Origin of the sequence: Bradyrhizobium sp. HKCCYLRH2047 (genome assembly GCF_051168175.1) — a bacterium.
In the GTDB taxonomy this organism is placed as follows: Bacteria; Pseudomonadota; Alphaproteobacteria; order Rhizobiales; family Xanthobacteraceae; genus Bradyrhizobium.
The window spans coordinates 23193-49498 of the sequence record NZ_JBNPUM010000010.1 but is presented as its reverse complement, the minus strand read 5'-3'; the positions used below and the strand labels follow the sequence as shown (position 1 = coordinate 49498).

Annotated in this window: 25 protein-coding genes; 9 read left to right on the top strand and 16 right to left on the bottom strand. The window is 66.8% G+C overall.

The genetic code is table 11. The annotated features are described in order from the left end of the window. Positions 1-3 precede the first annotated feature (3 nt). Positions 4-1194: a multiple monosaccharide ABC transporter permease gene (mmsB, locus tag ACQR1D_RS23420; protein WP_315755454.1), complete on the top strand. Its 1191-nt coding sequence runs from the start codon at positions 4-6 to the stop codon at positions 1192-1194. A 91-nt stretch (positions 1195-1285) separates the two neighbouring features. Here the strand turns inward: mmsB and ACQR1D_RS23415 are convergent, their stop codons facing one another. The 4 genes from ACQR1D_RS23415 to ACQR1D_RS23400 form a co-directional block, all read right to left on the bottom strand. Then, complete coding sequence (locus ACQR1D_RS23415) at positions 1286-2905, bottom strand: rhodanese-like domain-containing protein (RefSeq protein WP_434839138.1); 1620 nt, start codon at positions 2903-2905, stop codon at positions 1286-1288. Positions 2906-3097: 192 nt separating this feature from the next. Next, on the bottom strand, positions 3098-3289 hold the full coding sequence (locus tag ACQR1D_RS23410; protein WP_316177984.1) for a hypothetical protein: 192 nt from the start codon (positions 3287-3289) through the stop codon (positions 3098-3100). Positions 3290-3355: 66 nt separating this feature from the next. Continuing rightward, complete coding sequence (locus ACQR1D_RS23405; protein ID WP_434894097.1) at positions 3356-3874, bottom strand: hypothetical protein; 519 nt, start codon at positions 3872-3874, stop codon at positions 3356-3358. A 277-nt stretch (positions 3875-4151) separates the two neighbouring features. After that, a complete protein-coding gene (locus ACQR1D_RS23400; RefSeq protein ID WP_315804532.1) occupies positions 4152-4556 on the bottom strand; it encodes a nuclear transport factor 2 family protein in 405 nt (134 codons plus the stop codon). Between the two features lie 136 nt (positions 4557-4692). On the opposite strand from ACQR1D_RS23400, the gene ACQR1D_RS23395 reads away from it, so the two are divergent. Beyond that, positions 4693-6309 (top strand): flavin monoamine oxidase family protein, encoded by a 1617-nt coding sequence (locus tag ACQR1D_RS23395; protein WP_316177985.1) that lies wholly within the window; start codon positions 4693-4695, stop codon positions 6307-6309. A 25-nt stretch (positions 6310-6334) separates the two neighbouring features. Then, positions 6335-8053, top strand: coding sequence for an ATP-binding protein (locus ACQR1D_RS23390; protein WP_316218644.1), 1719 nt, complete (start codon positions 6335-6337; stop codon positions 8051-8053). On the opposite strand, the gene ACQR1D_RS23385 is transcribed toward ACQR1D_RS23390, so the two are convergent. Beyond that, positions 8054-8698 carry a glutathione S-transferase family protein gene (locus ACQR1D_RS23385; protein WP_316218643.1) on the bottom strand — a complete coding sequence of 215 codons (645 nt, stop codon included), beginning with the start codon at positions 8696-8698 and terminating at the stop codon, positions 8054-8056. It lies immediately after the preceding gene. 181 nt (positions 8699-8879) lie between these two features. On the opposite strand from ACQR1D_RS23385, the gene ACQR1D_RS23380 reads away from it, so the two are divergent. Beyond that, positions 8880-9329: a Rieske (2Fe-2S) protein gene (locus ACQR1D_RS23380; RefSeq protein ID WP_315804481.1), complete on the top strand. Its 450-nt coding sequence runs from the start codon at positions 8880-8882 to the stop codon at positions 9327-9329. Positions 9330-9449: 120 nt separating this feature from the next. Here ACQR1D_RS23380 and ACQR1D_RS23375 read toward each other — a convergent pair whose 3' ends face one another. The 6 genes from ACQR1D_RS23375 to ACQR1D_RS23350 form a co-directional block, all read right to left on the bottom strand. Beyond that, on the bottom strand, positions 9450-9692 hold the full coding sequence (locus ACQR1D_RS23375) for a hypothetical protein (RefSeq protein WP_315804482.1): 243 nt from the start codon (positions 9690-9692) through the stop codon (positions 9450-9452). Between the two features lie 24 nt (positions 9693-9716). After that, complete coding sequence (locus ACQR1D_RS23370) at positions 9717-10031, bottom strand: hypothetical protein (RefSeq protein ID WP_316177992.1); 315 nt, start codon at positions 10029-10031, stop codon at positions 9717-9719. Continuing rightward, positions 10028-10771 carry an ankyrin repeat domain-containing protein gene (locus tag ACQR1D_RS23365; RefSeq protein ID WP_434839261.1) on the bottom strand — a complete coding sequence of 248 codons (744 nt, stop codon included), beginning with the start codon at positions 10769-10771 and terminating at the stop codon, positions 10028-10030. The genes ACQR1D_RS23370 and ACQR1D_RS23365 overlap by 4 nt, the downstream gene beginning before the upstream one ends. Positions 10772-10836: 65 nt before the next feature. Then, a complete protein-coding gene (locus ACQR1D_RS23360) occupies positions 10837-12480 on the bottom strand; it encodes a nitroreductase family protein (protein ID WP_434839136.1) in 1644 nt (547 codons plus the stop codon). Positions 12481-12800: 320 nt separating this feature from the next. Continuing rightward, positions 12801-13004 (bottom strand): hypothetical protein, encoded by a 204-nt coding sequence (locus tag ACQR1D_RS23355; RefSeq protein WP_315804485.1) that lies wholly within the window; start codon positions 13002-13004, stop codon positions 12801-12803. Between the two features lie 12 nt (positions 13005-13016). Continuing rightward, positions 13017-13979: a PDR/VanB family oxidoreductase gene (locus ACQR1D_RS23350; protein WP_434839135.1), complete on the bottom strand. Its 963-nt coding sequence runs from the start codon at positions 13977-13979 to the stop codon at positions 13017-13019. 255 nt (positions 13980-14234) lie between these two features. Here ACQR1D_RS23350 and ACQR1D_RS23345 point away from each other — a divergent pair, with 255 nt between their 5' ends. Beyond that, on the top strand, positions 14235-15398 hold the full coding sequence (locus tag ACQR1D_RS23345; protein ID WP_434839134.1) for a PcfJ domain-containing protein: 1164 nt from the start codon (positions 14235-14237) through the stop codon (positions 15396-15398). Between the two features lie 42 nt (positions 15399-15440). Here ACQR1D_RS23345 and ACQR1D_RS23340 read toward each other — a convergent pair whose 3' ends face one another. After that, positions 15441-16721, bottom strand: a complete 1281-nt coding sequence (locus tag ACQR1D_RS23340) for a gallate dioxygenase (protein ID WP_434839133.1) — start codon at positions 16719-16721, stop codon at positions 15441-15443. Between the two features lie 134 nt (positions 16722-16855). On the opposite strand from ACQR1D_RS23340, the gene ACQR1D_RS23335 reads away from it, so the two are divergent. Together ACQR1D_RS23335 and ACQR1D_RS23330 are read left to right on the top strand one after the other, a co-directional pair. Continuing rightward, the gene (locus ACQR1D_RS23335; RefSeq protein ID WP_315804489.1) at positions 16856-17761 is read left to right on the top strand and encodes a LysR family transcriptional regulator; all 906 of its coding nucleotides are present in this window, start codon (positions 16856-16858) and stop codon (positions 17759-17761) included. Between the two features lie 88 nt (positions 17762-17849). Next, positions 17850-18569 carry a class I SAM-dependent methyltransferase gene (locus ACQR1D_RS23330; protein ID WP_315804490.1) on the top strand — a complete coding sequence of 240 codons (720 nt, stop codon included), beginning with the start codon at positions 17850-17852 and terminating at the stop codon, positions 18567-18569. A gap of 39 nt (positions 18570-18608) precedes the next feature. On the opposite strand, the gene ACQR1D_RS23325 is transcribed toward ACQR1D_RS23330, so the two are convergent. Beyond that, positions 18609-19088 carry a VOC family protein gene (locus tag ACQR1D_RS23325; RefSeq protein ID WP_434839132.1) on the bottom strand — a complete coding sequence of 160 codons (480 nt, stop codon included), beginning with the start codon at positions 19086-19088 and terminating at the stop codon, positions 18609-18611. A gap of 263 nt (positions 19089-19351) precedes the next feature. Between ACQR1D_RS23325 and ACQR1D_RS23320 the strand changes: the two genes are divergently transcribed. Beyond that, a complete protein-coding gene (locus ACQR1D_RS23320) occupies positions 19352-20347 on the top strand; it encodes a M23 family metallopeptidase (RefSeq protein WP_315804492.1) in 996 nt (331 codons plus the stop codon). Between the two features lie 8 nt (positions 20348-20355). Continuing rightward, entirely contained in the window at positions 20356-21036 is a 681-nt protein-coding gene (locus ACQR1D_RS23315) for a hypothetical protein (RefSeq protein ID WP_315804493.1), read from the top strand. 50 nt (positions 21037-21086) lie between these two features. On the opposite strand, the gene ACQR1D_RS23310 is transcribed toward ACQR1D_RS23315, so the two are convergent. From ACQR1D_RS23310 to ACQR1D_RS23300, 3 genes are read right to left on the bottom strand one after another with little or no spacing between them, the layout of a single operon-like run. Further along, entirely contained in the window at positions 21087-22235 is a 1149-nt protein-coding gene (locus ACQR1D_RS23310; protein ID WP_434839131.1) for a DUF4340 domain-containing protein, read from the bottom strand. Next, complete coding sequence (locus ACQR1D_RS23305) at positions 22232-25168, bottom strand: Gldg family protein (protein WP_434894087.1); 2937 nt, start codon at positions 25166-25168, stop codon at positions 22232-22234. The genes ACQR1D_RS23310 and ACQR1D_RS23305 overlap by 4 nt, the downstream gene beginning before the upstream one ends. Next, entirely contained in the window at positions 25161-26114 is a 954-nt protein-coding gene (locus ACQR1D_RS23300; protein WP_316238447.1) for an ABC transporter ATP-binding protein, read from the bottom strand. Before ACQR1D_RS23300 ends, ACQR1D_RS23305 begins: the two co-directional genes overlap by 8 nt. Positions 26115-26306: the final 192 nt, after the last annotated feature.

The window sequence follows — 26306 nt, the reverse complement described above, 5'->3', positions numbered from 1 at the left end:
GCAATGACCGACAAGACGGTTTCGCTCCCGGAGGAGAAGTCGCACAGCGGCTTCCTGAAGAACAATCTGCGCAGCTACGGCATGCTGCTGTCGCTGTTCGTGATCATGCTGTTCTTCCAGTTCATGACGGACGGCACCCTGCTGCAGCCGCTCAACCTCACCAACCTGGTGCTGCAGAACAGCTACATCGTCATCATGGCGCTGGGCATGCTGCTGGTGATCGTCACCGGGCACATCGACCTGTCGGTCGGCTCGGTCGCGGGCTTCGTCGGCGCGGTCGCCGCCGTGCTGATGGTGCGCTATCACGTCGACTTCCCGCTCGCGATCATTGCCTGCCTGATCGTCGGCGCCGCGATCGGCGCCGCGCAGGGCTATTGGGTGGCCTATTTCGGCATTCCCTCCTTCATCGTGACCCTGGCGGGCATGCTGGTGTTCAAGGGGCTGGCGCTGGCGCTGCTGCAGGGGCAGTCGGTCGGGCCGTTCCCTGGCACGTTCCAGAAGCTGTCGTCCGGCTTCATCCCTGAGTTCATGCCGAGCGCGGCGCACCTTTATCCCACCTCGCTCGCGATCGGGGCGGTGCTGACGCTCATCCTGGTCTATGCCAGCGTCAAGGGCCGCGCGCGCGAGGTGGAGCACGGCATCGAGGTCGAGCCGTTCGGATTCTTCGCTGCCAAGAACGTCGTGCTGGCCGGCGCCCTGATGTATTTCACCTACCTGATCGCCTCGCATCGCGGCCTGCCCAACGTGCTGGTCATCATGACCGCGCTGATCGCGCTCTACGGCTTCATGACCCGCCGCACCGTGGTCGGCCGGCAGATCTATGCGGTCGGCGGCAACGCCAAGGCCGCCAAGCTGTCCGGCATCAAGACCGAGCGGCTGGTGTTCATGACCTTCGTCAACATGGGTGTGCTGGCGGCACTGGCCGGCCTGATCTTTGCCGCGCGTCTCAACACGGCGACGCCGAAGGCCGGTCTCGGCTTTGAGCTCGACGTCATCGCGGCGTGCTTCATCGGTGGCGCCTCGGCCTATGGCGGCGTGGGGCGGGTCGGCGGCGCTGTCATCGGCGCCATGATCATGGGCGTGATGAACAACGGCATGTCCATCCTCGGCATCGGCATCGACTATCAGCAGGTCATCAAGGGCCTGGTGCTGCTCGGCGCCGTCTGCATCGACGTCTACAACCAGCGCCGCTGAGTTCGGCGCGCAGCGTCCGGCGACGCTGCGCGGTAGGGTGGGCAAAGCGCCGCCGCAAGGCGGCGCGTGCCCACCATACGGTTCGATCGACCTACACCACGTGGAAATTCGACACGCTATCGTTGGCGAGCTGGGCGACGAGCTGCAGCTCCCAGTCGATATAGGCCTGCATCGCTTCGGCCGCGTTGTCGGTGCCCTCATAGGGCCGCTTGTAGACGTCGTCGGCAAGCGAGATCCGGGACTGCCGCTCCGTCTCCAATGCGTGACCCGCGGCCGTCCATGCGCGCGTGCCACCTGAAAGCACGCGGACCTCGCGCGGCGTCGCAGCCCGTGCATCGGCCAGCGCGAAAGCCGCCTCGGCGCCGTCATCGCTGGTCAGCACGACTGCGCTACTGCCGGGCAGCTTGGCGAGATCATCGGCAAAGCGCGACGCCAGCACGAAATGCGCGCCCGGAATGTGTCCGGCCTTGTAGCTCGGACTGCGTGTGAGATCGACGACGGTCCACGCCGCGGCATCGGCCGCGAGTTGCTCGGCGCTGATGGTCGCTTCGCCAAGTTGCGGCAGCGGCGGCCGGCGCGCGGCGCGGATTTCGGTTTCGGTCGCTGCAACGACATCCGGTCCCACGACCGACACGTCCCAGCCCATCTGCTTCAGCCACGACGCCGTCATGCGCGCGCGCACGCCGTCGTCGTCGAACAGCACCAGGCGGGCGCCACGCACGCCGACCCATTCGTCGGTCGCTTGCACCAGCTGGCCGCCCGGCGCCGACGCGAAGCCAGCCGGATGCGAGGTGGCATATTCCTCGGGCGTGCGAACGTCGAGGCAATACAGCGTGCGCGTTCCGGCCTCGGCCTGATGGCGCGCGAAAGTCGCGGCATCCAGCACGCCGACGCCGACGCGCTCGGCCCAGGCCTTGGCATCAGCCAGCGCGGTCGCGTAGCTCGCCGCTGGCCGCTCCAGCATGCGCGCGGTCCTGCCGCGTTCGACCTGATGGCCGGCCAGCGTCCAGCCGATCGTGCCGTTGCGCAGCGCATAGATCCTGTTCGGCAGCCCGGCATTGATCAGCGACTGCGTGCCGATGATCGAGCGCGTGCGTCCGGCGCAGTTGACGATGATCGTGGTGTCGGGTGAGGGCGCGATCTCGCGCGCCCGGAACGCCAGCTCGCCGCCGGGGACGCTGACCCCGCGCGGAATGCTCATGGTGCGGTATTCCTCGAAGCGGCGGGCATCGAGCACGACCAGGTTCGACTCGCGCTCGATCAGGGCCTTGGCTTCGTCGGCCGACAGCGACGGCGTGTGCCTGATCGCCTCGACCAGTTCGCCGAACGCCTTGCTCGGCACGTTGACGTCGCGGAACACCTCGCCATGGCGCGCATAGCCGGACAGTCCGCCATCGAGGACCGACACGTCGGTGTAGCCCAGCGCCCGGATGCGCGGCACCGCGCGCGCGGCATAGCCTTCGTCATCGTCATAGACGACGACAGGCACGTTTAGCCGCGGCACGAGATCGAGGATGCGCAGCTCGATCTGCGACAGCGGCAGCGACACCGCGAAGAACGGGTGCGACAGCGAATAGGGGCCTTCCTCGCGGACGTCGAGCAGCGCCACCTCCTCGCCGGCGCGCCAGCGCCGCCGCAACTCGGTCGGAGCCATCAGGCGCGGCTGATCAGATGCATTCGGGAACAGGCGAGAAGGCGTCGGCGATGTCATTCGGGAGTCCGCAGGTGAGCTCCGCCGCGGCTTCCGGAACCGTTCATGCGTCCGTGGAGCAAACCTGCGGCATGGAGCGGCAATCACGGTGCGCAGCCCGGGCCGGGGCGCATGGGATGTCGCACCTGTGTGGCGGCATGGCGGCCGTTTGTCCAGCCCGCCGCCCCTGATTGCGCTCGGCAGCAGCGCCGGTCAGACGTGCGGTCCCAGCATGGCGATGTAGAACAGGTCCTCGCTCGAGAGCCCGGCGGACCGCCGCGGAAGAACGGCGGCGTTTCGTCCGGTCGTTCTCTGCTCCGACATGCGCTCGGAACGGAAGGTGCCGAGCCAGCCTTCAAACCACGAGACGTAGCGCACGAGATCCTCCGCAACTGCTGTGGCCACTCGACTATCACGCGGCAGGACTGCCTGGACAAGGGCCGTTGAAGCCGTCGCCCCGACTTTGACAAATCATGCTCGCTGTAACGCCTCGCCGGCAAATTCCTTTCCCGCTGCGCGTTCGTCGCACAGCTCTGCTTCTCCACCGGAGGCGTGAACGTCGCCATTCCGTCCCATCAGGTCGTCATGCCAATGGGTACGGAACGCCATCCAAGAGGCGTGATCCTGGAACGCGACCTCGGCGAACCACTCGACCGTGACTGCGCCGCTCGGCCAGTAGCGTTCCTGGTCATGCCAGCACACCACCGGCCAGCGCGGATTGCGATAGGAGCGGCCGGTCTTATCATGCAGCGAGGGACGGCCGAGGTGATCGATCAGCCACGCCATCACCTCGGGCAGGAACGTCGCGGCAAACGACACGCCGTGGCGTCCGAGCCGTTGCGGCATCCGCATGACGCGCTGATCGATGATGGCGAACGCCGGCGGCACGGCACCGACGTTGAACTGCCTGATCATCAGCAAGCGGAAGCCGCAGTCGCAGAGCTCGGCGGGAACGGCGTGGATCGCGGTCGGCTGTAGCGGAGCCGTGATGTTCATCCCAGTGCTCCCCGCGCCTGGCCGAACGTGAGGTCGATGGCGTGCTGCAACGCTGTGCGCGTCGGCACATCGCTGCGCTTCAGATAGGCGGTCAGAACGCGTGCCATCCCGTGTCTCCCGTCGGCATCTGCACACTGCTGGTCGCAGCCTTCGCAGATCGCCTTGCGTGGAGACGGACATCCGGTCCGAATCCGACGCGACGAAAATCAACAATCTCCGACATTGCTGCCGGTCAGGGAGGACACATCAAGTTTCGTGCCAGATGCGACGATCAGTGGAGGCGATGGCCGTCGGCGTCGTCTTCCGGTGTCGCGAGCTGCGCGATCGGGCTGGATTGGTGGTGGATCATCCGCCAGGCGCCGTCGATGCGCGCAAAGTGATTGGCCGCGGCGAGCGCCGCGCCATCCACCAGCTCGATGCAGAGCACGTGACCATGATCGCCGCTGACGATCGCGTGCGGATCCGCACAGACGATGTTCGGCCGGCCCGGGTTGGCGAGGATATCGCGCCAGCTGCCGATCACGGCGGCGCGGCCGACGATCGCCGGCCAGCCGGGATGAATGCAGGAGATACCGTCGCGATCGGCCCAGAGGGCGACGAGCGCCGCGAAATCACCGTCCGTGAAGGCAGCATAGAAGGCCGCATTGGCGGCCAGGATCTCGCGCTCGTCGCTCATTGTGATGAGGTGAGCCAAGCCGTTGCGAAAATCAAGCAATGTTTGGAAACGCACACGCGCGCGCCTGCAAAAACTTGCAAGCTTTTTGCAGGACCCGGTCGAGACGCGATCGCAACGCATCAGCCGAGGTCCTGCCATGCTCGAAACGGCCATTGTCGGAGGTGGATTGTGCGGAATGGCACTCGCGCGCAGCCTGCAGCAGCGCGGCAGCACGTTCGCTTTGTTCGAAGCCCGACATCGCCTGGGCGGGCGGGTGCTGTCGGCCAGGAGCAAGGGCGGGCTTGCGCTGGACCTCGGCCCGACCTGGTTCTGGCCGGACACCCAGCCGCTGCTCGCCGGCCTGGTCGCGGAGCTCGGCCTGTCTGACTTTGCCCAGCACGATGATGGCACGCATCTTCATCTGAGAGAGGCGGACAAGCCGGCCGAGCAGATCGGCGGGCCGCCGGTCCACCAGGGCGCGCGCCGGCTCTCCGGCGGCATGGCGAAATTGATCGAGGCGCTGGCACGCGATCTGCCGCAGCCCTTTATCCATCTCGGCCATGAGCTGATGCGCATCGTCGACTGCGGCACGCATGTGCGGCTGATCTTCGCCACAGCAACGGAATCGGTCGCGATCGAGGCCAGGCGCGCCGTGCTCGCGCTGCCGCCGCGGCTGCTGATCGATCACGTCGGCTTCTTTCCCGAGCTGGACGACGCGACCTTCGAGGCGATGCGTGGCGCCGAGACCTGGATGGCGGCGCAGGCCAAGGTCGTGATCGCCTACGACCAGGCGCATTGGCGCGACCAGGGCCGGTCCGGCAATGCGTTCGTCAGCCACGAGCAGGCCGTGATCGGCGAGATCTTCGATGCCTGCGATGCGGGCGGCGACCGCGCTGCGCTCGGCGGCTTCCTCGCATTCTCGCCCGATCTGCGCGCGGCCTTCAGCGTCGGGCTGCCGTTGCTGATGGACAGCCAGATGGTGCAGTTGTTCGGCTCCGCGCTGGAAGGCGGCGAGCAGCACTACCAGGACTGGGCGGCCGAGCGCTTCACCTGCAGCGCACTGGATCGCACCACGCCACGCGGCGAGCACAGCGAGATCGCCAATCCGATGCTGCGGCGGGCGCTGTGGGACGGGCGGCTGTATCTTGGCGGCGCTGAAACCGCAAGCCACGCGGCCGGCTATCTCGAAGGCGCGCTGAACGCCGCCAGGCGCATCGAGCGCGCGATCGCCCGGGGCATCGGCGAGACCGCCGCGCCGCGCGCGGTCGCCGCGACCGGCGACGGGCTGTCGGGCAACGCCGCGAGCCTCGCCTGGTTCGGCGCCTGGGTCGCCGCGCAGCGTGACGCCGCGTTCGACGACTATCGGCAGCGGCTCAATCGCGGCCTCGCCGCGCAGCAGCGCGAGCAACTGACCCAGCTCGCTCTTCTCGGAGCCACCGAGCAGGTGTTCGCTGCGGCGCTGCAGGTGCTGGACGCACTGACCTTCGACATGCGCGACGTTGCCGTCGAGCGCGGACGCTCCGTCCTGATGCCGGAGATCCAGAAGCCGTTTCGCGATGTCATGCAGTCGCTGCTCGACGATGCCATAGCCTTCAACCGCACCTCCTGCGCGCTGTCGAACTTTCCGTTCGAGCACAAGCCGTCGAAGGATTATGTGCAGACGATCCTGCGCGACATCGCCGCCGCCTGGCAGGAATTCTCGCTCGCCGCGAACCGTCTGCTGCTGGCGAAGGCGGACGCGGCGATGCGCCCGCCAACGAGAGTGCCGTCGTGAGTGGGGCGGCATCGAGATGCGAACCATGAAGCTGCAGATCGAACGTCCGACCATCGAGGCGATGGCGGCGGCCTTTCCGCACCTCGCCTCGCTGAAGGAGCAGTTGCGCTTCGGCGACAGGGTCGAGGTCGACGTGGCGCAGCTCGCGACCGCCGAGCTCGACTTCCTGCGCGACAGCTACCAGAAGGCCGGTCCCGAATGGCACGCCCGTGCGGCGCAGATCGCGACCCTGCAGCGCGCCTTTGCCGATTCCGGCGCCCGCTTCGCCGAGCACGAGCTGGAATCGGTGCTGCCGGCGATTGCGCGCTACCTGATCTCGGGCGCCATCCGCGGCTGGATGTTCACCGCCAACGTCGCCAGCCGTCCGTTGCCCTATGTCGTGACGCGGCTCGACTACACGGCGCCGTCGAACGACGAGGCCGGCCGTGTCTTCATCGAGCTCAAGGCCAATGCCAAGGGCGCGATCACCACGTCCACCTTGCGCATCTCCGCCGGCGACATCGTCGGCAGGACGGTCGCCGAGATCTTCGCCGCCAAGGGCTTCCTCAAGGAGACGCCCGAGCTGATATCCGCCTACGATGAGACGGCCGAGCGGTACTTCGCCTGGCGCGGCCGCTATGGCGCGCAGTTCTCCGGCCGCGGCATCGGCTTCTTCGCCGATGATCCGAACTCCTCGCATCGCGACATGGACTGGTCGCGCAAGGACGTGATCGTGCTGTCGTCGGGCGGCGGCAGCGCGCGCCTCGTCAACGACGAGGGCGTTCTCACCGAGCGGGCGCTGACGCTCGAGGTCACCGGCGACATTCTCGGGCAGTACCTGCGCAAGGCCGCCAAGAGCAATCTCTATGATGCCGAGCAGGAGGTCGCGGACTCCAGGGCGGCGATCCCGAAGGGCCTCTTCTGCAAGATCCCCGTCCATCCCTACATGCTGATGTTCCATCTCGACCTGCACCATTATCTCTGGGTGCACGCCGACGACATGGTGCCTTACGCCTATCAGCCCGAGCTCAAGCAGAAGCTGGTGCTGCCGGAGGAGCAGACCGACCTGATCGACATTCTCACGGCCGAGATGGACCTGCTGATGGACGACATCGTCGCCGGCAAGTCGGGCGGCACTACGGTGCTGTGCGCAGGCCCGCCCGGGGTCGGCAAGACGCTGACGGCGGAGGTCTACGCCGAGATCATCGGCCGGCCGCTCTATCGCGTGCATTCCGGCCAGCTCGGGCTGAACGTCGCGGCAATGGAGGGCGCGCTGAAGGATGCGCTGACCCGGGCGCAGCGCTGGGGCGCGGTCATGCTGATCGACGAGGCCGACGTCTACATCAAGCGGCGCGAGGACGACATGACGATGAATGCCGTCGTCGGCGTGTTCCTGCGCGTGCTGGAATATTTCAATGGGCTGTTGTTCCTCACGACGAACCGCATCGACGACATCGACGAAGCCATCGTGTCGCGCTGCATTGCGTTGATCAAGTTCCAGGCGCCGGACGCCGCAGCGCGCGGCCGGATCTGGCGGGTGATGTGCGAGCAGTTCGGCTTGAAGATCGATGCCGGCCTGGTGGAGCCGCTGGTGGAGACGTTCCCGGGTGCCTCGGGCCGCGACATCAAGGGGCTGGCCAAGCTGGTCGCCAAATACTGCCACCACAAGGGCGTCCGTCCGACCATCGAGGTCTTCCGCCGCTGCGCCATCTTCCGCGGCATCGATCTCGGAGACCACGCGCTGCTGCCGGAAGCCGCGGAGTAGTCACGGCGTCGTCGTCTTCCCCAGCGTCGCCGGATTGTAGCCTTCCTCGCGCAGCACCCGCTGCACGACCGGCCGCGCCAGCATCCGCCGGTAGTGCGCGAGCAGGTTGGCCGGCAGCGCAATGCCGGTCTTGTCGGCCCAGAACGCGACGTAGAACAGGATCGGATCCGCCACGGAGAATTCGCCGCCGAGATAGGGCCGCGTGCCGAGCATCTTGTCGAGCACTGCGAAGCCTTTCACGACGATGTTGCGGCCGAGCGCGCGCACGGACTCCTGGTCGGCCTCGTTGCGGCTGAAGGTCGGCGTCGCAAAAATGCGCGCGAAGCCGTGGCCATGCACGGTACCGGCAATGTAGCTCATGGCTTCGAGCAGCCGCGTTTCGGTCTCGATATCCGAAGGCCATAATCCGGCGCGTGGCCGCGAGCGGCCGAGCCAATAGGCGATCGCCGGCACTTCCGTCAGCACACTGCCGTCGCTGCGCACCAGCGCCGGAATCGTCGATTTCGGGTTGATGGCCACATAATCGGGTTTGAAATTGTCTCCGGCCGGGAGATTGACGATATGGGCCTCGAACACCTCCTCGAGCTCTTCGAGGATGATGTGGATGCCGGTCGAGCACGATCCCGGCGTCATATACAACTTCATCGTGGCCATCATTGTCTCCAAGCCGACATCGCGCGCGCAGGCGGCATGCTTCATGCAAGGATCGGGACAGATCGAGAGTGACGCGCCGAGGCCCGCCAGTTCGGGCCGCTGCCGTCAGGTTTGCGACAGGAGACTCTTCACGGTCCCGCAGCTCCGTCGCCTCGTTGAGGGAGCGTCGCGCATGACGGAACGTGAGCCGGAAGTCTTCGTCATCTGTCCGACGACGAGCATCGCGCCGGGTGAAGCCAGGGCGTTCAGCCTGTCGCGGATCGGCGACAATGGCGAGGCGCGGCCGTTTCCGATCGTGATCATCCATACCGTGTCCGGCGGCTTCGTCGGCTATGTCAACAGCTGCCCGCACGAAGGCAAATGGCTGAACATCGGCAGCGGCCAATTCTTCAACGCGGAGCGCACGATGCTGCGCTGTGGCCGCCATGGCGCGATCTTCGAGATCGACACCGGATTGTGTACCAGCGGTGATTGCGAGGGCCAGAGCCTGGAGCCGATCGCGCTCGCGGTCATCGACGGCGAGGTCTGCCTGTGCGGCGTCGCGCTGGTGGAGGATACGAGCTTTCCCGATCCGTTCGATGATCTCGACGAGACCATGGAGATCATGATCCATCCCGAGTGAGGCATTCTTCCATCCGCCCGTCATTGCGTGGAGCGGGGGTGACGAAGCAATCCAGGGCCGCGCGCGTGGTCGTGGATTGCTTCGCTGCGCTCGCAACGACGTCGTCACGGTGATGGGGGCTCAGAACCCATCCGCCTTCGCGCCCCACGGATGACTTCCGGGCACCAGCGGCGCCTTGATGCCGGCTTTCTCGACATCGGCCTTGGTCTTGAAGAACGTCGCCTCGTGCACCAGCGTGCCGTTCTTCGTCGTCACCGCGACGTAGCGCGCGACCGTGTCGATGTCGCACAGATAGCCGCCGCCGGGATCGGCGGCGCTGCGCAGATTGCCGTCCCAGTCCACGAAGAAGCCGTCACTCGACATCTCGAACTCCATCTCGTCGTTGATTCAGGTTTCGGGTTGATCGGCGACCAGTTGCGCATAGGCGCGCTCCACGATCGCCCGGCATTGCAGCAGGCGCTGATGCTCGGCCTTGCCGATGCTTATCGTCTCATCGCCGGAGTCGGCTGCGGTCGTCGCCGCCTGCAGCGCATCGAACAGGGCCTTCTCGAGCTGATAGATGCGCTCGCTGGCGCGCTCCAGATAGGGAATGGGATTGGCGCGGACATTGGCCTCGTGCAGCGCATCGAGGCTGAGCAGCGTGCGAAACCGGCGTTCGACCTGGCGCTGCTGCATGCCGAAATCGTGCTCGATGACGCTCATGGCCGGGCCTCGGGCGCGGCCGCCTTCGACGCCGCCGCTTTGGCGGCGCGGCGCAGCAAGGTGAGGCATTCGAGCGAGGCGGCCATGTCGAGCGCGGAAAAGCCGTCCAGCGTCTCGGTGCTGATGTCCGCGCCCTTGGCCAGCAGATGCGCGACCATTTCGGCCTTGCCGGAGGACGACGCATACATCAGCGCGGTGGCACCATTGTCGTTGCTGTTGTCGAGATCGATGCCGGCCTCGACCAGCGCGTCGATGGCGGCGAGATGCCGGCCGACGCAGGCGAGCCACACTGCGTTGTTGCCGTCGGCGTTCCTGGCGGTGACGTCGGCGCCGGCAGCGAGCAGCTCGCGGATGACGGCGACGTTGCCGAGATGTGCCGCCTTCATCAGCGGCGTGGTGCGATTGGCGATGATGGCGTCGACGTCGTCGGCGGGAAAGCCCTCGGCGGCGAGCCACGCCGCCAGGGCCGGACCGACGTTCGCCGCGCCGCTCCGCGCGGGATAACGCTGGCGCCACGCCTCATAGCCGCCGTCGAGGCTATAGACCTCCGCGAAGCCGAAATCGGAGAAGGTCTGCGCATACTCCTGGCTGGCATTGCCGTGATAGCAGTAGATCAGGATCGGCGTGCGCTTGGTCGTGCCGGCGATGATTTCGGAGAGATTGCGCTGGGTGAGATGCCGCGCGCCGGGCAAATGCGCAGTGTCGAACGAGGCGGGGTCGCGGACGTCGAAGCGCAGCACGTCGTCGCGCTGCAGCAGCTCGGCCGCGTGGTCGACGTCGATGCGCTGGAACGGAATGCGCGGTCTCATCGCAGGTCTCCCGCTTCGTTGCGTGTGCGGCCCGGATAGGCGGCCAGTGTCGTGATGCGGTCATCGGTCAGGGCACGGCCGACGGTGAAGTGGTAGAGCGTCTGGAAATCGGCTGCGACGACGCCGAGCATCTCGTGCACGGAGTCGTCGAAGAAGCAGCCGATGCCGGTGCCGCGCAGGCCCGCCGCTTCGGCTTCAAGGTAGAGTACGTGGCCGATCAGGCCGGCCTCCCAATGCAGTTGCCGATAGCGCCACGGATGGTCGCTCACGGCAGGCGTGAACTCGGCGAGCATCGCCATCGCAAAGCAGCTATCGCCCGCGATCGCCTGGTGACAGCTCGCGGTGCGGATCACGCCGCGGCTGTCGGTCGGCAGCAGCCGGAACAACGGCAGATGGTCGGCTGCGCGCTCGACGTGCTGCCAGTCGAAGTCGGGACGCAGCGCGCGCCGCAGGCTGCTCTCCGCCTCGCCGTTGCGCGGTAGCGCATAGAGCCCGGGCGTGAGGCCGTCGACGCGGTGGACGAACAGCAGCGGATGCAGCCGTGGCGCGAATGGCCAGGCGGTCCATGGCGGCGCGGCGCGCGGCAGCAGCGCGTCGAGAAGGTGAAGGAACGCTGCGAGGTCCATCGTGAATCTGGCGTCGAAGCGCTGCGCGCTGCGCCGGCTGAGAATGAGCTCGGCCGCGCGCGCGCCTGACCGCCGCGGCAGCGGCGGGCACTGCGACGGAACGGAGACCGCATCCTGCGCCGCACCGGCCGTGGCCGTGCTCACCTCGGGAATGACGGGCCAGCGATAGAGCGGATGGCGATCGAGCCGGTTCGCCTGGCCCTTCCAACTGTCGTCGATCTTGGCCGGCGATGGCAGGGCGGTCGGCGGCCGAGAGCGCGCATCGCGCGGCACGATCGCGAGCAGCACATCGGCGTCCTCGGTCTCGACGCCGGCGAAATCATCCGCGCGATCGAGTCCCATCAGTGCTGCGAGTTGCGCGCTGTCGATGCCGTCGATCACGTGCGCGCTCCAGCCCAGCGCAGCGGCGGCGTAGCTGACGGCGCCGATCGCATGTCCGAGGTCGAGCTGGCAGTAGCGGAACGCACGCTCGCCATATTTCCACGCCTCGCGCCAATGGATCGAGGACAGCGCGAGCCACAGTCGCGGCTCGCCGGGTGATGTCGTGCCGCGACGGCAACGTTGATCGAGCGCGTGATCGCGGCTGACATAGTGATGAAGACCGTCGCTGAGCCCCGGCACGTTCTCCGCGATGACATAGGCCTCGGTCGGATGCAGATTGCCGCTGGAGGGATTGCAGCGCAGCGCCCAGCGATCCGGGCCAAGCTCCTTCCATGCGGCCAGCCCGAACGACAGCTCCAGCAGGAGCGCGATGCCGTCGATCGTGAACGGATGGATCGGCGCCGTCCCGCTGCAGGCGTCGGCGAAGCTCGCGGCGAGACGATCGGAGGTCAGCGGCAGATTGATGCGCGGGCTGCCGGCGAATTCGCGGAACGGATTGGGCTGCGCATCCCAGTCCAACGTCTCCGGCCCCGCGGCATAGCGCTTGAGACTATGCTTGGTGCGGGCGTGATAGGCCAACGCGATGTCGGCGGCGGCAGGGACCTCAGCCGCGCTGGACGGTGACAAGGACATGGCTCCTCACAAGGCGCGACAGGTGAGTTGCCGCGCATGTTGGGTGGTCGCTCGCGACCGGATGCAGCTGAGCAAATTCCGTTCCGGATAGCTGCGACGGCCTTCCCGTCGTCATTCCGGGATGTGCCCATTTGGGCGCAGGCCCGGAATCCATAACCACGGCCAGAGGGTCGGGATTCCGGGCTTGCCGCTGTGCGTCGCCCCCGGAATGACGGTGGGAAATAGCGGGCGCGCCAAATTGAATGCTGCGTGAAGGCATCGCTGCGCGCTGATCGCGTGCGATTCCAGACAACGCTTTCAGCGCTGTCCGATTCTCGACATCAATGCCGGTGCGCGCCGGCCGATGCGCTGGCGTCGATCAGCACGGTGACCTTGGCCGCGATCGACAGCCACGCCCGATGCGCGGCGAGCTTGTGGCCGAGCTTGAAGCTGTCGGCCATGCGGGCCGCGAACGCCGGCCCCTCGGTCCCGTGCTGTTGGGCGATGATCCACGCGGTCTGCCACAGATCGGTCTCGCTGGTCACGGCGGATGCCTGCTAGAGATCGAGCACCAGCCGGTCGCCCTTGGCGCGCGACACGCACGGCAGGAAATAGCCCTCGGCGCGCTGGGCCGCGGAGAGGCGCTTGTCGCGATGATCGATCTCGCCGTCGATCACCCGTGTCTTGCAGGTGCCGCACATCCCTTGCTCGCAGGAGGTCGCGATCTTGACGCCGTTCTCCTCGAGAAAGGCGGTGACGGTCTTGTCGCCGGGGATATTGAAGGTCGCGCCGGTGCTCTTGATGGTGACGTCGAACACCTTGTCGAGCAGCGCGGCCGCCGCCTTGGCGGTGAACCGCTCGACATGGATGCGCTCCTCGGCAAAGCCCTTCTGCCTGGCGAGCGCGATGATCGGATCCATCCACCAGTCGACGCCGCAGATGAACAGTTGCGTGTCGTCGGGTCGGTCGGCCAGCAGCTCGGCGGCCTTCAGCAACTGATTGTCCTCGCTGGATTCCTTGTAGTATCTGGTGTCTTCGGCGAAACGCGACGCCTCGATGGTGCCGCGGAACGAGTCCGGCGACATCAGCGCGAACACGTAGTGCAGCTCGAACGGGATGGTCTTGGCCTTCAGCGTGTCGGCGATCGACAGGATCGGCGTCACGCCGATGCCGCGCGCCACGAGCAAGGCGCGCTTGGTGTCCTTGGGGATCTTGAAGCGGTTGCGCGGGCGGCTGACCTGCAGCCGGTCGCCCTCGTTGATGTCGAGATGCAGCGCCTTGGAGCCGCCGCGGCTGTTGCCGTCCTTCCACACGCCGATGCAGTAGCGGTTGCGCTCTGAGGCGCTGTTCAGCAGTGAATATTGCCGCGTCAGTCCATTCGGCAATGTGACGTCGATATGGCTGCCGGGGGTGAAGCCCGGTAGTTGCTGATCGTCCGCCGGAACGAGCTCGAACGAGGCCATGTTGTGCGCCTCGATGGCCTTCTTGGCCACGACGACCGTGTGCAGGCTGTCGGACATCTGACAACTCCATCTTGCGAGCCGGCTCATGAGAAGCCGATGCAAGGGTGAGGCCAAACGGCGTTCGCCGCGGAGCGAGACGGCTTTTCCGCTTGTGCTCGCTGCAGATTGGATGTATCAGCGTCGCCCGTTTCAACCCCGACGGTGTTCAACGCGAGAGGCCATCAGCCATGTCGAATCCACTGTGCGCGACACGATCCGTGCCGACGCCCGCAGTGCGTCCGGCTGATAGTTTCTCGATCATGTTGAACGACAATGGCAAAGTCATCGATTGCACGACGGCAGGAGGCCGAGCGCGCGCGGATTGAAGCCTATGAGCTGACGCTGCGCCGCGCGGCACGGCCGACGCGGCCGCCGCCGGATCTGCACAACGCGATCCGCGAGGCGGGGCGTGGCTTCGAAGCCGACTTCATCCGGGATCCCGAGAACTGGAAGCCGCAGCTCAAGACGCGCGATGCCGCACGCCTGCGGCTGGCGGCTGCACGGCATCTGTTCGCGCGCTATCCCGTGCCTTCGCATCTGGAGCAGATCTGGATCGAGGCGTCGGGGTTGGGCCAGGACGAGATCGTCCGCCGCAAGCGCTGGTACATCGCGGCGGCCGGTGGCGGCTCGCTGTACAAGGCGGGCGCGTCGGCGTTGCTGTCGCGCAAGGAGGTGCACGCCTTCCTCCATCCGTTCGGGCAGGTCGGCTTCGACGAGGCGATCTGGCAGGCGGTCGCGCGATCCTACACCGGCGATCCGGCGATCGTGTCGCGGATCACCCGGTCCCGGATCGCGCGGACGCCGCGCGGCGAGCACGCGTTCTGGCGCGAGGCGGCGCAGTTCTTCTGCGCGCAGCCGACCACCGTGGAGGAGATCGACGATCTCTGCGACTACATCGCCGACCGTCGCCGGCGCGAGCGGACGTTCAGCCTCAAGGGCCGCTCGCTCGCGGCGCTGCGCCGGCTGGCGCGGGAATGGCACCGCGATCTCGCGGTGATCGCCCGCATCGAGGCGGCGCGCCGGCGTGCCGAGATGGCGCGTCACCGTTCGGCAGCGCAGGCGGCGGAGCTTGCGGCGCATTGGCCGGGCGCGCAACTCGCGGACTGGTCGTGGAGTCCGTCGGCCAAGGCCTTCGCCAAGCGTGACGAATATGTGATCACGCAGCTGCGGACCGCGGAGGACCTCGTCGCTGAGTCCAGGGCCATGCGTCACTGCGTGTCGAGCTACGCGACGAGGTGCATCGCCGGCCATTCCTCGATCTGGTCGCTGCGGCATCGCCATGGCGGCGCGGCGCAGCGGCTGCTGACGATCGAGCTCGATCGGCAGCGTCGCGCGGTGCAGGTGCGTGGCTTCGCCAACCGCGTGGCTCACGCCGGTGAGCGCAAGGTGCTGGAGCGCTGGGCCAAGGCGCGCGGCATCGACCTGCCGGAGACATGATCTGCGTCGCCCGTTCCGGGCGGCGCAGGTCGTGCGCGCCAGTCAATGCGCGTCGATCGCATCCGCCTTGGCGCCGCCGGCGACGGAATAGCGCATCGGCACCTTGCGGGTCTTGAGGAACGCCTCCAGGGTCTCGCCGCGGAAGGCTGCGTAGACCTCCGGGTTGGAGACGCCGATCACCGCGGCCATCTTCTCCAGCACGAAGAAGCTGACGCCCCGCCTGATCATCTCGATCCAGCGGCGGTTCTTGATGAGCTCGCGCTCCTCGCCCGTGAGCTCGTACTCGTCCGCGAGCGCGTCGAATTCCTCAACAAATCTCTTGCGATGCGCGGGGATCACGAGCCGGTGCAGGAAGTCGTTGATGCGGAAATTGGCCTGGCTGCGGCGATGCGTGAACGGATAGGTGCCAGCCAGCGTCTCGGCGCCCGCGAGCTCGTGTCCGATATGCGCGCGATAGGTCGCGACCTCCCGCGGATCCGGCGCGCCGCCGAGATCCTCGAACACCAGGGTCGCGATGTTGGTCACCGACGGCGCGTAGGTCTGCCTGTGCACGAGCCTCACCTCGTCCGACAGCGCACCACGCATGATCAGCCACATGATCACCTCGGCGCCTTCCATGCCCCCCTTGACCGCATAATCGGCGATCCGCATCGCCGTGAGCCGCTCCGGGTCCTTTTCCAGCAGATCGAGGAATTCGTTGTCCCAGTCCTCGTTGAGAAAGCCGGCACGCTCGCCATGCACCTGGTGCGACAGCCCGCCGGTGGCGAAGATGGCGACTTTCAGATCCTCCGGATAGCTCTCGATCGCCTTGCGCAGCGTCTTGCCCAGCTTCCACATCCGCTTCGCATTGGGGATCGGCAGCTGCAGCACGCCGACCTGAAGCGGCACCACGCGGCCCGGCCACGGGCCGCTGGCATCGCCCATCATCGACAGCGGCGACAGCAGGCCGTGATCGACCGGCTTGCCCTGGAAGAACGACATGTCGAACTCGTCGGCGACCATCGCCATCGCAATGTGCTGTGACAGGCCGAGATGCCCCTTCGCCGGCGGCACGTCGCGCGGTCCGCCGCCCTCGTCGGCCGCGACATAGCGGTCGTCTATGCCGAGCGCGAACGCCGAGTAGTGATCGAAGAAGAACGAGGTGATGTGATCATTGTAGATCATGAACAGGACGTCGATGTCCTTGCGCTTCACCCAGTCGCGCACCGCCGCGAAGCCGTCGAAGATCGGCTTCCAGGCCGGGTCGCTCTGCTTGTTGGTGTCGAGTGCGAAGCCGATGGTGGGCGAGTGCGATGCGCCGATGCCGCCGATGATCCGGGCCATGTGTCCCTCCGCGAAATGGGCCGCGGCTGACTGTCACCCGCGGCCGCGCCGGGGCCGACCTTACGAAGTTTCCCATGCTAGACAATCATGCTAACGTGCACGGATCGTTTCTCTCGATGAACGAGAGCCCTAGGATGAAATGGCGGATCGAGGACATTCCGGTGTTCCATGCGGTGGTGGCGACCGGCGGCATGACCGGTGCCGCGCGGTCGCTGGGCATGCCGAAATCCTCGGTCAGCAAATCGGTCGCCCGACTCGAGCAGGATCTCGGCATCCGGCTGTTCGACCGCAACTCGCGGCGCGTCCGGGTGACCCGCGAGGGCGAGCTGTTCTTCCAGCAATGTCAGAAGATCCTGGACCAGGTCTCGGAGGCCGACGCGGTCATGACCGGGCTCTCCGGCGTCCCCAGCGGCCGGCTCTCGGTGGCGCTGCCGCCGGCGTTCTGCGAGGAGATCCTGGCGCCGCAACTCGCCGAATTCCACCGCCGCTATCCCCGGATCGAGCTCGACGTCGAGGCGACGACGCGCGCGATCGACATGCTGGCCGACCGCTTCGACATCGCGGTCGTGGTCGGCGTGCAGGAGAATTCCGAGCTGGCGCAAAAGGTGCTGATCGGCGGCCGCCTGATCTGGGTGACCAGCCCCGCTTATCTCGCCGCGCACGACATCGGCGAGGACGTCCGCGCGCTTGAGCGCCATCTCATGATCTGCGAGCGCCGCTACGGCGACCGCACCCTGGTGATCAAGCAGCATGGTCATCTCGTCCGCTTCGACGTCGGGGCGCATGTCGCCCGCATCAACAATCCGCTGGCGGTGCGCCGCGCCGTCGCCCACGGCGCCGGCATTTCCTTTCTGCCGGAGCACTATTGCGTCGAGCTGCTCGGCGAGGGCCGGCTGGTCGAGATCGGCAGGGGGGTCGTGTTCGACACCCGCGCCGCGCAGCTCACCGCGATCTTTCCGAGCCGCAAGCTGATCTCCTCGCGCGCCCGCGCCTTCCTCGATTTTCTCGAGGAGATCTGCAGCCCGTCCGCGCGCGGTTGAGCGGGCTGCTGCCAAAACGTCACATGACAGGCCCCGGAAAGAGGTCTAAGACGCGCGGCTCTTGAGTTGACCCCTTACGAGAGCCGCCATGAATCTGCGCCAGCAATGGGAAGATCAGGCCGCCCAGTGGCTCGCCTGGGCGAGGGCGCCGGGCCATGACAGCTTCTGGCGCCATCATCGCGAGCAGTTCACCAGCCTGCTGCCGGGGCCGGGTGCGCTGACGCTCGACATCGGCTGCGGCGAGGGCCGGTTGTCGCGTCATCTCAACGCCTCGGGGCACAGGGTGATCGGCATCGACGCTTCGCCCTCGCTTATCGCGGCGGCGCGCGCCGCCGATCCCGCCATCTCCGTCGTGCGCGCCGATGCGGCATCGCTGCCGCTGGCCGATGCCTGCGCCGATCTCGCGATCGCCTTCATGTCGCTGCAGGACGTCGATGCGATGCCGGCCGCAGTGCGCGAGGCGGCGCGAGTGCTGAGGCCCGGCGGCCGGCTGTGCATGGCGATCGTCCATCCGCTCAATTCGGCCGGCCGCTTCGCCAGCCTGGCGCCGGACGCGCCGTTCGTGATCCAGGGGAGCTACCTGGACTCCTTCAACTACAGCGATCCGATGGAGCGCGACGGCTTCAGCATCATCTTTCACAGCGCGCATCGTCCTCTGCAGCGCTATTTTGCGGCGTTGGAGGAGGCGGGCTTCCTGATCGAGGCGCTGCGCGAGCCGTCGATCCCCGAAGCGGCGATCACCCGCGACAGCAGCCGGCGCTGGCTGCGCGTGCCGCTGTTCCTCCATCTGCGCTGCCTGCGCCCGTAGGGCCGGAACGCCGCGACGCGCTCCGGCTTCGCGCGGGCGTCACCCGCGCCGGGCCGCCTCGATTGCTGCAACGTCGATCTTCTTCATCGTCATCATCGCGCCGAAGACGCGCTTGGCGGCGGCGCCGCCTTCTGTCATCGCATCGGTGAGCGCGCGCGGCGTGATCTGCCAGGAGATGCCCCATTTGTCCTTGCACCAGCCGCACTGGCTTTCCTGGCCGCCATTGCCGACGATGGCACTCCAATAGCGGTCCGTTTCCGCCTGATCATCGGTGGCGATCTGGAACGAGAAGGATTCGTTGTGGGTGAACGCAGGTCCGCCATTGAGGCCGAGACAGGGGATGCCGCAGACGGTGAATTCCACCGTGAGCACGTCGCCAGCCTTGCCGGAAGGGTAGTCACCCGGCGCGCGATGGACTGCCGTCACTTTGCTGTCCGGAAACAGCTCGGCGTAGAAGCGCGCGGCGGCCTCTGCGTCCTTGTCGAACCACAGACAGATCGTGTTCTTGGGCTTTGCCATGGCAGGGCTTCCTTCCATTTCAGTGCAGGCCGCGCGCTGGTTCACGACGCGGCGCTCGGGGTTGTGATCGCGCCGGCTCGTCGCGATCCGGCTTGATCCAAGGACGCAGCCGCCGGCCGCGATCCGACACCATGATCTGCCTTGGACGAACTTTTTGTGGCCGGCCTGCGCGGCGGATTCTTCATCACGCAGCAGTTGTAGCCGGGGTGCGGCCCTGTCGTGTAGGCTCGCGGGGGGATCGACCGGGGAGTGGGGGTGGTGAGATGAGCGTCACGCGTGCCGCGCGCCGGGGTGTGTTCACCCTGCTGGCATTGGTGGTCCTCAGCGGTCACCGCGCCGAAGCCGCGTTCGACTACGCCCGCTACAAGGAGGCCGGTCTCGACGACCTTCTGGCGCTGCCGCGCCCGGCCAAGGGTGTCGACATCAAGACGGGTGCGCCGTTCAAGCTCGAGGTCATCCTCGCGAGTGCCGGGGGTCCATGTCAGACGGGGTTCTTGAAGAAGTCGATGGCGATGTCGGGCTTCGACCAGGTCGAGAAGCTCGGCGTCTCGAATTGCATCACGGTGCGTTCATCCAAGGGGCGGGAGCTCAAGGTTTTCGTGCAGGACATCGTCTATGGCTTCCTGCCGCGCGAGGTGAAGGTCGGCGGCAAGCTGACGCTCTATGCCGTCCACATCTACACCTCCGCCGAGGGACCCGGACTGCTGGTCAACGAATTCCAGACGGTGCAGCCAGCCGCGCCGGCTCAGCAGCAGCCGTCCGAAGCCGGAATGGCCTCGTGCGGCTGCTGGTCGCTGCGCGATCATCCCGGTATCGATGTCGACGCCGGGACGGAGGGGGCACCGATCGGGGTGATGGAGGATGGCGTCGTGGTCAAGGTGGAGGCGGCCGATCAGGCGCCCGCTGACCTGCCGCTTGTCGGCGGCTGCGGGCGCTACGTCGTGCTCAAGCACAGCTATCCGAACGGCGCCGTCCTCTTCACCCGTTATGCCCATCTCGGTCGTCTGGTCGATGGCAAAGGCGAGATGCCGGCCGTCGGCGCGCGCTTCAAGCGCGGCGAGAAGATCGCCGAGGCCGGCCCCGGCAAGATCATGCATTTCGAGTTGCGGCCCGTTGCGCAAGGCAACGCGACGGTGGATTCCGGGTGGACTAAGCAATACGACGGGATTGCTGACATGGAGTGGTCACGCTACGAGCCGGTGGATCCGAGGAAGTTCGATCCCGACGCCTTTGGCGGTCTGGGCAAGCGTGGGAAGTAGGCGTCGACATGGTGAAGACTGGGGGCCGCATTCAAGCGGTGCTTGTGGGGATCGCCGCGGCGATGCTGACCGGGTGGCTCTCGCCATCGGCGCATGCACAATCGGCGCCGCGACCGGCGTCGCCGCCGCCGGCACGTCCGGCGCCCTCACCACCGGCGCCAGCCGTTCCTGCCGATCTGAAGGACTTGCGCGGCGAATGGAAGCGCGCCGGCGCCGGCTTCGGCTGCGTCGTGACCCCGCCGCGCGAGCTGTCACAGGAGCTGTTGCTCGCAGTCATGGCGCGCGCCTGCATGCGGCTGGGCCCGCTGGTGGTCGGCGACGGTGCTGACACGGCGACCGCTGCGCTCGGGCAGCCCCACCGCACCTTGAAGCAGGCGCAGGACAAGGTCGCCTGGATCTACTTCGTCGGCCAGCGCGAGCACTATCCTTATTTCGTGGTCACCGTGGCCGCCGATAAGATCGTCGCGCTGCAGGTCACCGGCGACGGCACCACGACGGCTCCGGGCTACGAGCTCAGCAGCGTCGGTCTCGGCGCCCCCACCGACGATCTGGTGAAGGTGTTCGGCCAGCCCAACCATTTCGAGCCGAGCGAATTGAAGGGCGTCGAGCTCTGGACCTATCCGCCGCATGCGTTCTCCTTCGAGCTCAAGGGCGGACGGGTGATGTCGATCCGTGTTGGGAAGTCGTGATCCGGCTCCACTGATTGCGCAGCGAAGCCGGATTTGCGCATCGCGGTGCGCTAGCCGCCGGGCGACTTTGGCGGTTCCGCGCCGCCGTGAGCGGCCTGCTCGGCGCCATGGGATGACGGCGGAACAGCCTCTGACGCTGCCGGCGCCTGATCCGTCTTGGCGCCTGAGGTCTCGGCCTTCTTAACGTTGTCATCAGGGTTCTTGGCGTCTGCGCCCTTGTTGTCCGAACTCTTATTGTTCGAGCTGTTGTCGTTCGAGCTCTTGGCGTCCGGCGCCTTGTCCGGTTTCGGCGGCTCGATCAATGCCGCGCGCGTGGCCTGCACGACCGGCGCGGTGGCGTCGGCGTTGACATGGAAGAGATAGTCCTCCGCCGACCGCGTGAACAGATAGCCCCCACCGGCGTCCTTCTTGTAGCGATAGGTCAGCGCGCTTCCATCGGTCCGCTTCAGCGTGACGGTGACGTCGGGCGCATCCGTCTGCGCCAGCGCCGCCTTGCCCTTGCCGCGCACGTTATCGAAGGGGGGATGCGCCATCGCGCTGACCAGGGCGTCGATCTTGTCGGGCCGCGGCTTCTCGTCCTTGCCGAGCCCCGCCAGCGTGAACTTGCCGTCCTTGCCCTCGATGGTGACGTCACCGACATTGACGCTGGCGATCTTGTCGCGCGGCGTGTCCAAAATGTCGTGCTGCATCCAGGCGCTGGGCTCCGCGCCGATGTCGTAGGTCGCCAGCTCGACGGCAAAGACCGGAGAGGCATCGCCGGCCCGCACATGCACCTGGCGATACGCCGGCGAGGTCCCGACCAGGAGCTCACCGACCCGGCTGCCGCCGCTCGTCAGCACCACGCGGCGCTCATGAACCTTTTCGGTGACCTTGAAGCGCTCGGCTGCGGCCTCGGTCTTCGCGATCGGCCAGCCCTTCTTCAGGCCGGCGATGCGGTCGAGCAGGCCATTGACCTTCGTCGTGTCGGCGGGAAAGTCGGCCAAGGCGGGGATCACCCATTTGCCGTCCTTGCGCGCGAGCGTGACGGTGTGGCCGGCGTCGTCGTCGATCGCGACCTGATCGACCTTGGCCGGCGCGAACGCGACCAGGGGCTCCTTGGCGTCGAACGCGGCATGATCGGAGCGGTTGACCGCGAAGGTGACAGCCAGCGCGAGCTGGCCACCCAGCAGCGCCGTGAGCAGGATGGGAAGCCCTTTCATGTCCGCGCCTCCGCGATGCCGAGCATGTTGAGATATCTCCGTTGGGCGCCGAGCCGCAGCGCGCGGCGCACGATGTAGACGAGGGCGAGCCCTGCGAGCGCGAGCGCATAGTTCAGGTATTCCCAGAACATCTGGCCGCCGCTCTGCATCGGGGCGAGCGTGCGCGAGAACTGGCCGCCGCGGCTGCGCAGCGCCAGCAGCCCGCGGTCCTCCAGCGACCAGTCGACCAGGTTCTGTGCGAAGTCGAGCGGCGCCAGATACTGCGTGCGGTCGACGCTGGAGGCGAGTTGCAGCACGTCGTCCGACAGGAAAGTGCCCGAGCCGATCACGATCAGCCGCGCGCTTTCGGGCGAGCGGGAGATCACGCCGGTGATGCTGGGCTTGGCGTCGGCAGCCGCCGTCTTCGCCGCGTCATCGGGCTTTGCATCAGCCTTTGCGTCGGGTTTGGGCTCAGCAGCGTCCTTGGCGAGAGGCGATGGCTTGCCGGCGAAGAACGACGTGAACTCGCCCTCCATCATGGCCCCGAGCAGCTGGCGCCCCTGCTTGTCGGCAGGAGGGAAGCCGGTGTCGGGATGCGCCTTGAAGTCCGGCACGACGTTGGTCGTCTTGGCGGTCCATGAATGCGGCGAGCTCTGGATCAGATCGACGATCTTTCGCTTCTTGCCGACCTTGTCGGCGTCGATCGTCAATGGCGAGGCCCAGGACAGCGTCAGCTGCTGGGTGCCGGCCGAGGGTGCCGCGCCCTGCGCCAGCCCGTCGCTGCGGATGTCGGCGAAGAACGGGTAGTCCATCAGCCGGATCTGCCGCACCTTGATGCCGCCGCCGACGTCGCGCTCGCTCGGGATCGGGAACGAGGCGTTCTGGCGGTCGAGCACCATGCTGTCGCCGACCTTCACGCCCTGGAACGCCAGCCAGTCCTCCAGGCCGGACGGCGTCTTGGTCACGTCGAGATTGCCGCGCAGCGATGGCTGATAGGGCGAGGTGGCGACGATCACCGTGCCCCCCTTCATCAGGAACTGATCGACGGCGAACAGCTGCTTCTGATCGAGCTGCTGCGGCGAGGCGACGAACAGGATGTCGGCGCGTTCGGGAACGCGTCCATCCTTCAGCTGGGTGGCGTCGACGAGCGTGTTCTCCTGCAGCTTCTGCTGCAGCAGATCGAACGACGGCCCACTGCTGCCGGGGATGCCGAGCTGCGGCATCGGCTGCTGCGCCGGCGGGGTGTACAGCGCGACGGTGCGCAGCGCGCCGGGCGTGAAGCGCTTCAGCTCGGCGTCGATGTTGCGCTTCAAGCCGTCCTTGTCGAGCTGCTCCGGCAGCTGGATCTGCTCGGTCTTGTCGCCGCTCTTCAGGATCAAATGGAACCAGAAGCGTTTCGGGTTGAGCAGGCCGACCGAAAGCGGCTCGAGGCCGTATTCGTCCTGCAGGGTCTTGGCGATCTGTCCGCCATCGGCGTCGGGATCGACGATCTTCGCGTCGAGCTTGCCCGGCGTCTTGCTCTGGTAGTCCTTGATCAGCTCCTGCAGCGCGGTCTTCAGCTTGGCGAGCGGCTCGGGCAGGTTCTTGGCCGAGATATAGGCCTCGAGCGTCACCGGCTGCGGCAGGCCGGCCAGCACGTCGCCGGAGCCGCGATAGCCGTTCAACACCTTCTTGATCGCGCGCGTGATCGTATACTCGGGATTGCGCAGATTGACGTCGAGCTCGCTGTCGCCGTCACCGCGCTCCTTGACCTCGATGAGATCGCGGAAACCGAGCGTCGTGTATTCATCGCCATATTTGACGAGGATGTTGAAGTAGGAGTTAGTCACCGACGCCTGATACTTGCTCGAGGTCTGGAACGGCACCGGCTGGATGCCGTACTGCTTGTTGGCTTCCGCCTCGAGCGCGGCGTTCTGCATCGGGTCGACGAACTCGACCCGGACCTTGCCTTGTCCTGCGATCTCGTACTCCTTCAGGAGATCGCGCAGCCGCGGCACCAGCGGCGCCAGCAGCGGGTGGGTCTGGGCGCTGAAATAGCCCCGGATCAGCAGCGGCTCCTGCAGCTGGCCGAGATAGCTCCTTGTCTCGTCCGAGATCGAGTAGATGTGTCCCGCGGTGAGATCGGCCCGTGCGGCCGGGAGCTGGCCGAGCCACAGGTTGACCGCGACGAGATTGGCCACCGTGAGCGCGGCCACCATGCGCCAGCGCCGGTGCTGCGGCGCGCGGCCCTGCGACGACCAGCGCAGGCTCTCCAGCACATAGAGATTGAGCACCAGGAAGACGCCGAAGATGCTGAGATAGTAATAGAGGTCGCGCAGGTCGATGATGCCGCGGGCGATCGACTCGAAGCGCGACCCGGCCCCGAGCTGGCGCAGCAGCTCGCCGCCTTCGTTGCCGGTCAGCGAGGTCAGCGTGTTGGAGCCGAGCAGATAGAACGCGCCGCAGATCAGGGTGGAGACGATCAGGCTGATGACCTGGTTGTCTGAGCGGGCGCTGACGAACAGGCCAATCGAGATGTAGGCGGAGGCGAGGGCCAGCGCGGCGAGATAGCCGCCGGCCACCGGTCCCCAGTCGAGCCGGCCGATCATGGAGACCGTGATCGGGAGCGGCAGCGTCAGCGCCAGCGCGATCGCAACCAAAGCGAGGCAGGCGAGGAACTTGCCGAGCACCAGCTGCAGCGGCGCGACCGGCGAGGTCAGCAGAAACTCCAGCGTGCCGGCGCGCCGTTCCTCGCTCCACATCCGCATCGTGATGGCCGACACGATGAAGATCATCAGCACCGGCATCCATTCGAACAGCGGCCGGACGTCGGCGATGTTGCGGGCGAAGAAGCGGTCGACCCAGAAGAACAGGAACAGGGTGACGGCGAGGAACGCGGCCATGAAGATGAAGGCCGCAGGCGAGGCGAAGAAGACGGCCAGTTCCTTGCGAGCGATACGAAGAACGTTATGCATGCAGGGCCTCCGGGGTCGGCGCGCCGGCGCCGGTGATGTCGGCAAACAGGGTTTCGAGATCGCGCTGTTCGGGATGCAGGGCGAACAGATCGAGCTTGTTGTCGGTGATGACGCGGGCGACCGCCGGCGCCACGGCGCTCGCCGCGTGGCCATTGAGGTTGAGAGCATAGGCATGGCCGGGCTCGGCGGCGGTCAGCCGCTCCACGCTGGTCACGAGGCCAAGCCCCGTGACCAGCCGCTCGACCAGTTCTGGCGGCCCGCTGGTGACGAGACGCAACCGGCCGGGCCCGCCGAGATCGCTCATCCTTGTGTCGAGCGCCAGCCGGCCGCGGTTGATCACCAGCACGCGCTCGCATACGGCGCGCACCTCCTGCAGGATATGGGTCGACAGGATCACGGTGGCTGTCTTCGCGAGATCCCGGATCAATCCCCGCATCTGCGCGATCTGCGACGGATCGAGGCCGTTGGTCGGCTCGTCGAGGATCACGATCTTCGGCTTGTGCAGGATCGCCTGCGCGACGCCGGTGCGCTGCCGGTAGCCGCGCGACAGGCTCGCGATCGGCGCGGTGGCCTTTTCCGCAAGGCCGGTCGCGGCGATGGCATCGCGCAGCGCCTGCGCCCGGGCGCCCGGCGGGATTCCTCTCAGCTCCGCCGCGTAGTCGAGAAATTCGATCACTGTCATCTCGGGATACAGCGGACAATTCTCGGGCAGGTAGCCGATCAGTGCCTGCGCCTGCCGGCGCTGCCTGCCGATGTCGTGGCCATGAATGGTCGCCGTGCCGGCGGTCGGCTCGAGATAGCCCGTCAGCATTTTCATGATGGTGGTCTTGCCGGCGCCATTGTGCCCGAGCAGGCCGACGATCTCGCCGTCGCCGACCTCAAAGGAGACGTCGTCGACGGCGGTGAATGACCCGTATTGGCGGGTCAGGTGTTCGGCGGAGATCATGTGACGTGTCGCTCCTGAGTTGGCCGTCGCGGCGCCGGATCCTGATCGACATGCAGGATCGATCACCGGCGGCACGCGCGTCGGATGCAGCTGAGAGGATCGGGCCGACCGAACCGGTGGTCGTCGGCATGGAAGCTGAGAGATCGGCGCGCCGAGCGCAGCGGTTCAGAGCGGCCCGGCCTATGCGATGGG